An 8,712-nucleotide genomic window follows, 5' to 3' on the forward strand; every position below is an offset into this window, starting at 1 on the left:
CGAGCCAGAAGAACGGCCGCGGCGAACCGTCGCCCCGCTGCCTCCGGCAGACCTCTTCGGAATTCCCTGACTGAGTTTTTCCGCGACCGGCGTGAAGAAGAGTAGGTACGCCTCTCTTCCAATCCAACCCCGGCTGCTCAGCAAGGAGACTTCATGAAGTTGGCTCGCTGTCGATTCGATTCCTTTCGCCTGATTCCACTCATTGCACTCCTCGCCTCGCTGGTCGCCTTGCCAAGCATCGCCGAGATTCGGGAAGACAGCTCGCTGGCCAAGCGAGAGATCGCCCTCGAAACTCACTATCGGGCCCTTTCCGAGGCGACGACGAACGACCTCTCGATCGAGCTGGCCAACTTTCTCCATCTCGATCGCAGTGAGCTTGCGAGCAACCTCTGGGTGACTCTGATCACACCACCGGAAGGCCGGACCGTCGAGCTGCCTTCCTTCAAAACCTCTTCGCAGCAGCACCGGGCCGCCTGGAGCTCGAAAGTCCTGCCTCCCTACTTCAGCACGCCCGAAGCCGAGACGGTGGGACGAATGACGGCCGACCAGGCGGTGAACATGATGGCTGAAGAAGACTCCAATTGGGGGACCGTCGTCGGACTGACCTCCTTCGAAGTCCGCCTCGAGCTCGAAGGCGAGCAGCGCCGCTACTTTGCCCTCGCCGCTTGGTTTCCATCGCCTCGAGGGAATAGCCTGACCTACCGGCTTCTCGACTCGGTTCTACCCAAAGCCGGAGAGGCGATTCTCGAGCTGAACCGTCCTCACGCCATGGACGCCCATCAAAGGGAACGCTTGCAGTCGGCTGGTTTTCAGGATGACTCGCCGGAGGCGACCCTGGGTATCTCGCCGACGCCGAGCCAAGCAGCCGTGGAATGCGCCCGCTGGGAATACAAACTATCCGATGGCTACCAGTGGCCTGAGTACTTGAGCCAGAGCTTGGGGCCACCCGATCTTCCGCGAGTCCTGATTTCCGAATCGTCCTTCCAGGACCCCTCCGGTCATAGAGTCCGCATCCGATCGGACTTCGAATGCGACTGTCAGTTCGACTGTACCGGCAGGATCCAGCCACTCATCGTCCCCGACAGTGCCAAGTGCGTCAAAAACCCCGACGCCGGGAGCTGGCTGAAATGTCACGTCCTGACAGAGCTTCCGAGCGTGGATGCGCACAACGACATCGGCAACCAAACCACGCAGCCCAAATCAACCCTCGCCTTCGGCTGTGCCTTCAACATCTGTCCCTTCTGCAGCTGCTCCGTGACCATCACTGTGGTGATCCAAGAAACCCTCGAAGTGAGCTACACCCCATCCCCAGGCGCCGTGGCCTTTGGATCAACCTACACCCAGGTCTGCCCGGCCTGCATTGTCAAACATCCCATCACGGCGAGGGTCGTCGGCCTTCCGCAAGGCAAGCGGGTTCGGTACGACCTGGCCCCCAGAGATCTTGGAAGTCCGTGGCCATCGGCGGTCAACCTCACGGGCAATGCGAGCGGTGCTCCCCAAGAGGACACCTTCTTCCAAAAGATGCCAAATAACTCCCGGTTCGAGTTGCGGCGGCGCTTTGTCGATGACGGCGTGGACTGTCCGGCGAAAGTCGAATCAACCATCGCCGGGGGCCCCACAACCGTCACCGTAACCTGTAGCTGCCAGCAACCGGGTGCCTGTGGCGGTGATGGCGGTGGAGATGACGACGGCGGCGGCGATGACGGCGGAGACGATGATGGCGGAGGAAGCGACAACCTCTACCGGGTCGGAGCTCAGATCGACCTCGAAACCTTCGACGGCCAACCGGGAAGCGGCTCGGTCCGGGTGGAGATGACCGCCACCGACGGCGGCGGCAACATCGTCGCGGTCGGTTCGAGAATCGTCACCGCTGGTGCCGATCCGGTGTATTTCGCCGCCATGGTCCCGCACGACAGCTTGGTGCAGCTGACCAAGCAGCAAAGCGGTGTCGGAATGGAGTGTGGCGCGCCGACCCCGCACCACTTCCGAATCTCGCAGGACACCCTGGCCCTGATTTCCTGCACTGTCGGCCCCGAGTACTGGTGTGAAATCTTGCGCAACTGCGACGGCGAGTGTCAGGACGTTTGGACCTTCGTCGGTGAAGGCCTGATCGAGGTCACCGATGGTGAAGGCCAGACCGAAAACGAGCTGATCGACCTCTACGAGTTGCTCGGTTGCCAGGACAACTGGGGAGAGCCCGAGCCGTTCCAGCGGGCCACCGGGGCGGCCAACGAGGCAGCCACCAATTCGACTCTGGTCGGCTCGAAGGTCTACCTGCGCAACAAAGCTGGCAGCACCTGGTCCGGGGTGATCGACGTCACCGGCGTGGCGAGGGACGACGAGGACGGCGTCAGCCGCATCCGCGCCTTCATCGATGGCCAGCCGGTGGCCCTCGGCAACCTCACGATCAATCAGTATGACTCAAGGACCTGCAGCGAGTATTCGACCTCCAATTGCAACCCCAACTCGGCCTTCCGCGGCACCCTCGACACGCGGACCTTTCCGGACGGCGTTCGCACTTTGACGATCATCGCCGACCGCGGGCCGGACACGGTGCCCGGCATGCGCAGCGTCGATTTGGTGTTCTCCAACGGCACCTCGAGCGGCGTCAACGGCGCCACCATCCTGTCGGCCCAGTTCCCGAGCGCGATGAGCTGTGGCGCAAACGGTACGGCGACGGTGAGGGTACGCAATGACGGCACCACCACCTGGACCGCAGGCGAGGGCTATCGCCTCGGAGCCATCGGCAACGCCGACCCGCTGGCGACCAACCTCCTGATTTCTCCCAGCGGAAGTGTCGCTCCCGGGGCCATCGCCACTTTCTCGATTCCCCTTGTGGCGCCCCAGGCCGAGGGCACCCATCACAGCGATTGGCGCATGCGTCAGCTCGGCGTCGGTGGCTTCGGTACGGCAGCGGGGCGCAACGTCGCGGTCACCTGCACGGATCCCCAGAACGATGCCATGGTGGTATCGAGGGTCTTTCCGAACGAGATGGCCTGCGGCGCGACGGGCAGCGCCACGGTCACCATGCGCAATACCGGGAACACCACCTGGACGGCCGCCGAAGGCTACGCCCTGAAGGCGCCGAGCGGTGCCGATCCGCTGGCCACGGCCCAGGCGTTCCCGGTGACCGGCTCGATCGCACCGGGGCAAAGCACCAGCTTCTCGATCCCGCTCCAGGCGCCGGCGACGGCTGGTAGCTACACCTCCTACTGGCGAATGGCCAAGGGTGGCTCCCTGTTCGGCGGCAACGCCAACGACACGGTCACCGTGACCTGTGACGGCAGCGGCGATGATGGAGGTGGTGGCGACGACGGTGGTGGCGGCGGGGGCACCAACAATGCCGCGGTCGCCTCTTCGAACCTACCCGGCGCCATGGCCTGCAGCGGCACCGCGATGGCGACAGTGGTGATGCAGAACACCGGAACCACTACCTGGACGGCCACCGAGGGCTACAAGCTGCGCGCCGTCGGTGGCAGCGATCCTCTGGCACCGAGCATCGAGGTCACCATGCCGAGCGGAACGGTGGTCGCGCCGGGGCAAAGCCATGGCTTCCAGCTCTCGTTGACGGCTCCTGCCAGCAGCGGCACCTATCGCACCGACTGGCGAATGTACCGCCAGGGCTGGAGCTACTTCGGAGCCACCGCTCTCGCCGACGTGCAGGTGACCTGCGACGGCGGAGGAGGAGGAGATGACGGCGGCGGCGGAGGTGGAGACACGGACGCAGCGCAGCTCCAGTCCGAGACCTTGCCGGCGACCATGGCCTGTGGCACCGTGAACGCCACCATCACCCTCAAGAACACCGGCAATACCACCTGGAGCCGCTCCGGCGGCTACGAGCTGAGGGCCTTCGGAGGCACCGATCCCTTCACCTCGACCACCACCGTGCCGCTACCCAACGGTGTCGCGATCGCTCCCCAACAGCAGCACACCTTCCAGCTCTCCCTCACCGCTCCCGGTACCCCCGGCTGGTACGAAACGGACTGGCGCCTGAGCCGCCAGGGCAACTGGTTCGGTCCTGAGGTTTCCCAGCACGTCAACGTCTCCTGCAACAGCGGCGGTGGCGGCGGCACCGTCGACGACGCCATCTTCCATGACTCCAACCTGCCTCTCTCCCTCGATTGTGGCGACGGCGTCTGGGCCGACATCTGGGTGAGAAACATCGGCACCACCACCTGGAGCCGCTCCGGCGGGTACAGCCTGAAGGCGATCGGCGGCGTCGATCCCCTGGCCGGAACGGCCAGCCTGCTGATGCCGGAGGGTGAAACCACCGAACCGCAAGAAACGGTGCGCTTCCGCCACTGGTTCGAAGGGCCGCAGGACGGCGGAGAGTTCCTCTCGGACTGGCAGATGCACAAGGCTGGTGACGGCGATTTCGGCTCCCCCATCCTCCTCGAGGTCGAGGTCTTCTGCAGCGGCGGCGGCGGGGAGCTGTAATTGAGTCCTTGACCGGTTGTCCTCCTTTTGCCGGGGTGCCGATGCGGCGGTACCCCGGCCTTTTTCCTCAGATAGCATCCACGGGCGCCCATGACCGAAGACCCAAGCTGGCAACGCCTCGACGAGCTCTTCCATCGCGCCTGGGACCTGCCGGCCGAGCAGCGCGCCGCCTTTCTCGACCGCACCTGCGGCGACGACCCGGCCCTGCACCGCGAGCTCACCACCCTCCTCAGCGCCGCTACCACGCCCTCCGGCTGGATCGATGGCAGCGCCTCGGACGAAGCTCTCGACCTCCTCTCGGCCGACGCGCGCTTTCCCCGCGGCACCCTGATCGGGAGATATCGCACCCTGCGCCTCCTCGGTCGCGGCGGCATGGGGTCGGTCTACCTCGCCGAGCGCAGCGATGGTCATTACGACCAAAAGGTCGCTCTCAAGGTGATCAAGCGCGGCATGGACACGGACGCGCTGCTCGAGCGCTTCCGCCGTGAGCGGCAGATTCTGGCTCAGCTCGATCACCCCTCGATCGCCCGCCTGGTCGACGGCGGAGCCACCCGCGATGGTCGACCCTATCTGGTCATGGAGCACATCGAAGGGGAGCCGATCGACGCCTACGCCCGCCGCCAAGGGCTCACCCTCGACCAGCGCCTGGCGTTGTTCCTGCAGATTTGCCACGCGGTGCGCTACTCCCACCGCAACCTGGTGATCCACCGCGATCTCAAACCGAGCAACATCCTGGTGACGGCCCAGGGAGCTCCCAAGCTGCTCGACTTCGGGACCGCCAAGATCTTGGCCGAAGTCGAGGCTGGCCAGACCTCGCAGGAGATCCAGCTGGTCACCCCCGGCTACGCCAGTCCGGAGCAGATCGAGGGGGGTCCGATCACCACGGCCTGCGATGTCTTCGGACTCGGCGTCTTGCTCTACGAGCTGCTCGCCGACGTCCATCCCTTCGAGGATCCGGCGCTGTCGCGACAGGAGGTGACCCGGGCGGTGCTCGGCGCGGAGCCCCTCCGGCCCAGCCTGGTGGCACCCGGTGAACGCCGCTCCCGCCTGCGCGGTGATCTCGACGCCATCGTGCTCTACGCCCTGCGCAAGGAACCCACCGACCGCTACCCTTCGGTCTCCGCTCTGATCCGGGACATCGAACGGCACCGCCTCTCCCAGCCCGTCCACGCCCGCCAGGGAACGCTCCGCTACCGCGCCCATCGCTTTCTGCAACGGCATCGTTGGGGCCTCGGAGCAGCGCTTCTGGTGTTCGCCCTCACCGCCGCATTGATCGCCGCTCTGTTCCTCGGCGAGCGCAAGGCACGACGCGAGCAGGTCCGGGCCGAAGCCATGACCGACTACCTGAAGGGAATGTTCCAGGGCTTCGACCCCTTCCGTGGCGAAGAGCAACCGGTCACCGCCCGCGAAATGCTCGACCGCGGCGTCGAGCGCCTGGAGTCGGAGCTCAGCGCAGAGCCCGCCACCGCCCTCGAGGTGCTCTTGGTCCTGGCCGAGATCTACGGCAGCCTGGGCCACTATGACGACTCCCAAAGCGCCCTCCGGCGCGGCCTCGAGATTCAGCAGCAGGAGCTCGCCGGAGACTTCGGCCTGCGCAGCCGCCTGCTCGTCGAGCTCGCCGAAATGCAAACCCTGGCTGGCAATCTCGCGGCGGCCGGTACCAACCTCGGGGAGAGTCTCGAGCTGCTCGAGTCCCACCGGCTCGGCCGCTCCCCACAAGCCACCCACGGGCGCCTCCAGCTCGGCATCGTCGAGCGGCTGCGCGGCCGTTACAGCGCTTCCGCCGAGCTCCTCGAAGGCGCCCTCGACGAGCTGCGCCAGGCCTCTCCGCAAGACGCCGAAAGGCTCGACGAAGCCCTCATCGAGCTCGGCCGCACCCGGCTTCTCCAGGGCGACTACAGGACCGCCCGCAGCCGAATCGAAGAAGCGGTCGAACGCCGTCGACAGCGCTACGGCAGCGACCACCCCAAGACCATCGTCGCCACCGAAGCCCTCGGCACCCTGGAGTTCGATTCGAACAATCTCGAAGCCGCCCAGGAGATCATGCACCGAGTGCTCGAAGCACACGTCGAGTTCCATGGTCCGGATCATCCGGTGGTCATCCGGAGTCTCTACAATCTCGGCGCTCTCGAAGCCACCCTCGGCCGCTACGAATCGGCCGCGGAGCGCTTTCGCGCCACCATCGAGCGCATGCGCTCGCCCAACGGATTCGATCACCCGAACCTGCCGTCGGCCCTGATGTGGTCCGCCCGGGTGGCCCTCGATCGCGGCGAGATCGAATCCGCTCGGCGCCAGGCGACGGAGGCCCTGGAACGCATCACGCGCTCCTTTCCAGCCGACCACGGCATCATCCGCGATTGCCTCAACCTGATCGGCAACATCGAGCGCGGCGCCGGCGATCTCCCAGCCGCCCGGGAAACGCTGCGCCGTTCCCTCGCTCTCTCACCGGAGAGCTCGACAGCCCATTTCTCCCGCCTCTACCTGGCCGAAGCCAGCCTCGAGGCCGGCGATCTGGCCGCGGCGCAAACCTGGGTCGACCAGTTCCAAGAGGAATCGCGAGGCGATCCCAAGTTCCTTCTCCGCCAGCGGCTGGCCCGCGCCACCCTCGCCCTCCGCCGCCAGCAGTCCGACGATGCGCAGCGACTTCTCGCCGCCATCGATACCGCCTCACTGCCTACCCTCGGCGTGACCGAACGCCTAGAGCTCGAAGCCTTGGTGACCGCCATCGATCTGGAAAAGGGACGCTTCGACGGCGCCACGACGAGAGCTCGCCGAATGCTCGCTCAGGCCTTGGAGAGCGTCGGGCGCCGCAGCCGGACCGCTGGCAAAGCCCATCTCCTCTTGGCTCTGGCACACCTTGGCAAAGGCCGCCGAGAGGGCGCGCGCTTCCATCTCGAAGCGGCCATCGCAATCCTGCCAGCGCCCCTCGACCAGCCACCGCAGGGCGGTCCCTCGGCACGCCAGCTCCTAGCGCAGATCCCTCCCTGAAAGGCCGGCTCGCCCCGATGAGCGACCTCGTCTTTTGCCAAGGCCGCCGTCGACAACGTAGGATGTATCGGGGGATGTAGGCTTCACTTGTTGGCGGAGGTCTTCCTGGAGGAGACCACTGGGCACCATGGATCAAGCACTACCGCGACCCGTGTCGGCGCGCGGGGTCACTCAGCTCCTCGAGCGCTGGCGGAGAGGCGAGCAAGAGGCCTTCGAGGCTCTCATTCCGCTGGTCTACGACGAGCTCCGGCTGGTCGCACGGCGTCAGCTCGTCGCCGAACGTCCCGATCACACTCTCCAGCCCACCGCCCTGGTTCACGAGGCCTACTTCCGCATGATGGGCCGGGACCACCCGCAGTGGAAGGGCCGGTCGCACTTCTTCGCCGTCGCCGCCCTGGTGATGCGGCGCGTCCTGATCGACCACGCCCGGGGACAGAACCGGCAGCGCCGCGGCAACGGTATGGTGCGGATCGATCTCGAAGACGGTCAGCTCGAAAGCCCCCAGCCCCAGGCCCAGCTCCTCGCCCTCGACGACGCCCTCAACCGCCTCGAGCGAGAAGACCCGCGCAAAGCCCAGGTCGTTCAGCTGCGCTACTTTGGCGGCCTCACCCTCGACGAGGTGGCAAACGTGCTACGGGTCGCCCAAGTCACCGTCGTGCGTGATTGGCGCATGGCGCGCGCCTGGCTGCTGCGCGATCTCGAAGGTAGCGGCTAGAACAAGCCTCATCTTGCGGGCGCCCTCACCGCATCATGACCGAATCTCGATTCGGCCATCGCTAGAGGTATAGGCACACCTCGTCACCACCAGCGGCCTGGCTCGATTCCAACTGCCGACGCACAGCGCGGGCCTCGCAACCTTTGGACTCCCGAGGCGCCTCGAAATCGACACCTTCTGCGGCTTTGCCGGAGCCGGCGGAGAGCCGTGATGCCTTGACGGACCGAGCCCCTCGGTCCTCCTACCCGCCGGGGCACTCGGTAGCGGAGAGTGCCCCGGCTCTTTTTCTCGGGGTCCGATCACGGCTCCTGATAACCGAACGCCAAATTCGTGACCGAGGCTCCCGGAATTCGTCGCTAAACCTAGTGCCGGTCCCTCGACGGACTCCTGGCAACTGCACAGATGCACGCGACCGACTCCGCCCCTTTGACGGTGATCATCGATTGCGTCATCCTGGACGTGGAGGCGCCCAGCCCCCCCGGCGCCCCGCAAAGTTTTTAGTAAAGCGGGGATAACGCGGAGGGGAGGGCTGCCAGAGGAAAGAGGAGTGCTGGGCGCAGCGCCCCCCAAAA

At 65.8% G+C, this 8,712-nt stretch carries 3 protein-coding genes; all 3 read left to right on the forward strand.

Annotated features, from left to right (window positions below; all coding sequences use genetic code 11):
* Window positions 1-153: 153 nt before the first annotated feature.
* On the forward strand, window positions 154-4,437 hold the full coding sequence (locus AAF604_12970; GenBank protein ID MEM7050570.1) for an NBR1-Ig-like domain-containing protein: 4,284 nt from the start codon (window positions 154-156) through the stop codon (window positions 4,435-4,437).
* Between the two features lie 90 nt (window positions 4,438-4,527).
* On the forward strand, window positions 4,528-7,425 hold the full coding sequence (locus AAF604_12975; GenBank protein MEM7050571.1) for a tetratricopeptide repeat protein: 2,898 nt from the start codon (window positions 4,528-4,530) through the stop codon (window positions 7,423-7,425).
* Window positions 7,426-7,552: 127 nt separating this feature from the next.
* On the forward strand, window positions 7,553-8,140 hold the full coding sequence (locus tag AAF604_12980) for a sigma-70 family RNA polymerase sigma factor (GenBank protein ID MEM7050572.1): 588 nt from the start codon (window positions 7,553-7,555) through the stop codon (window positions 8,138-8,140).
* The last annotated feature ends 572 nt before the right edge of the window (window positions 8,141-8,712 follow it).

The organism is Acidobacteriota bacterium, assembly GCA_039028635.1.
In the GTDB taxonomy this organism is placed as follows: domain Bacteria; phylum Acidobacteriota; class Thermoanaerobaculia; order Multivoradales; family JBCCEF01; genus JBCCEF01.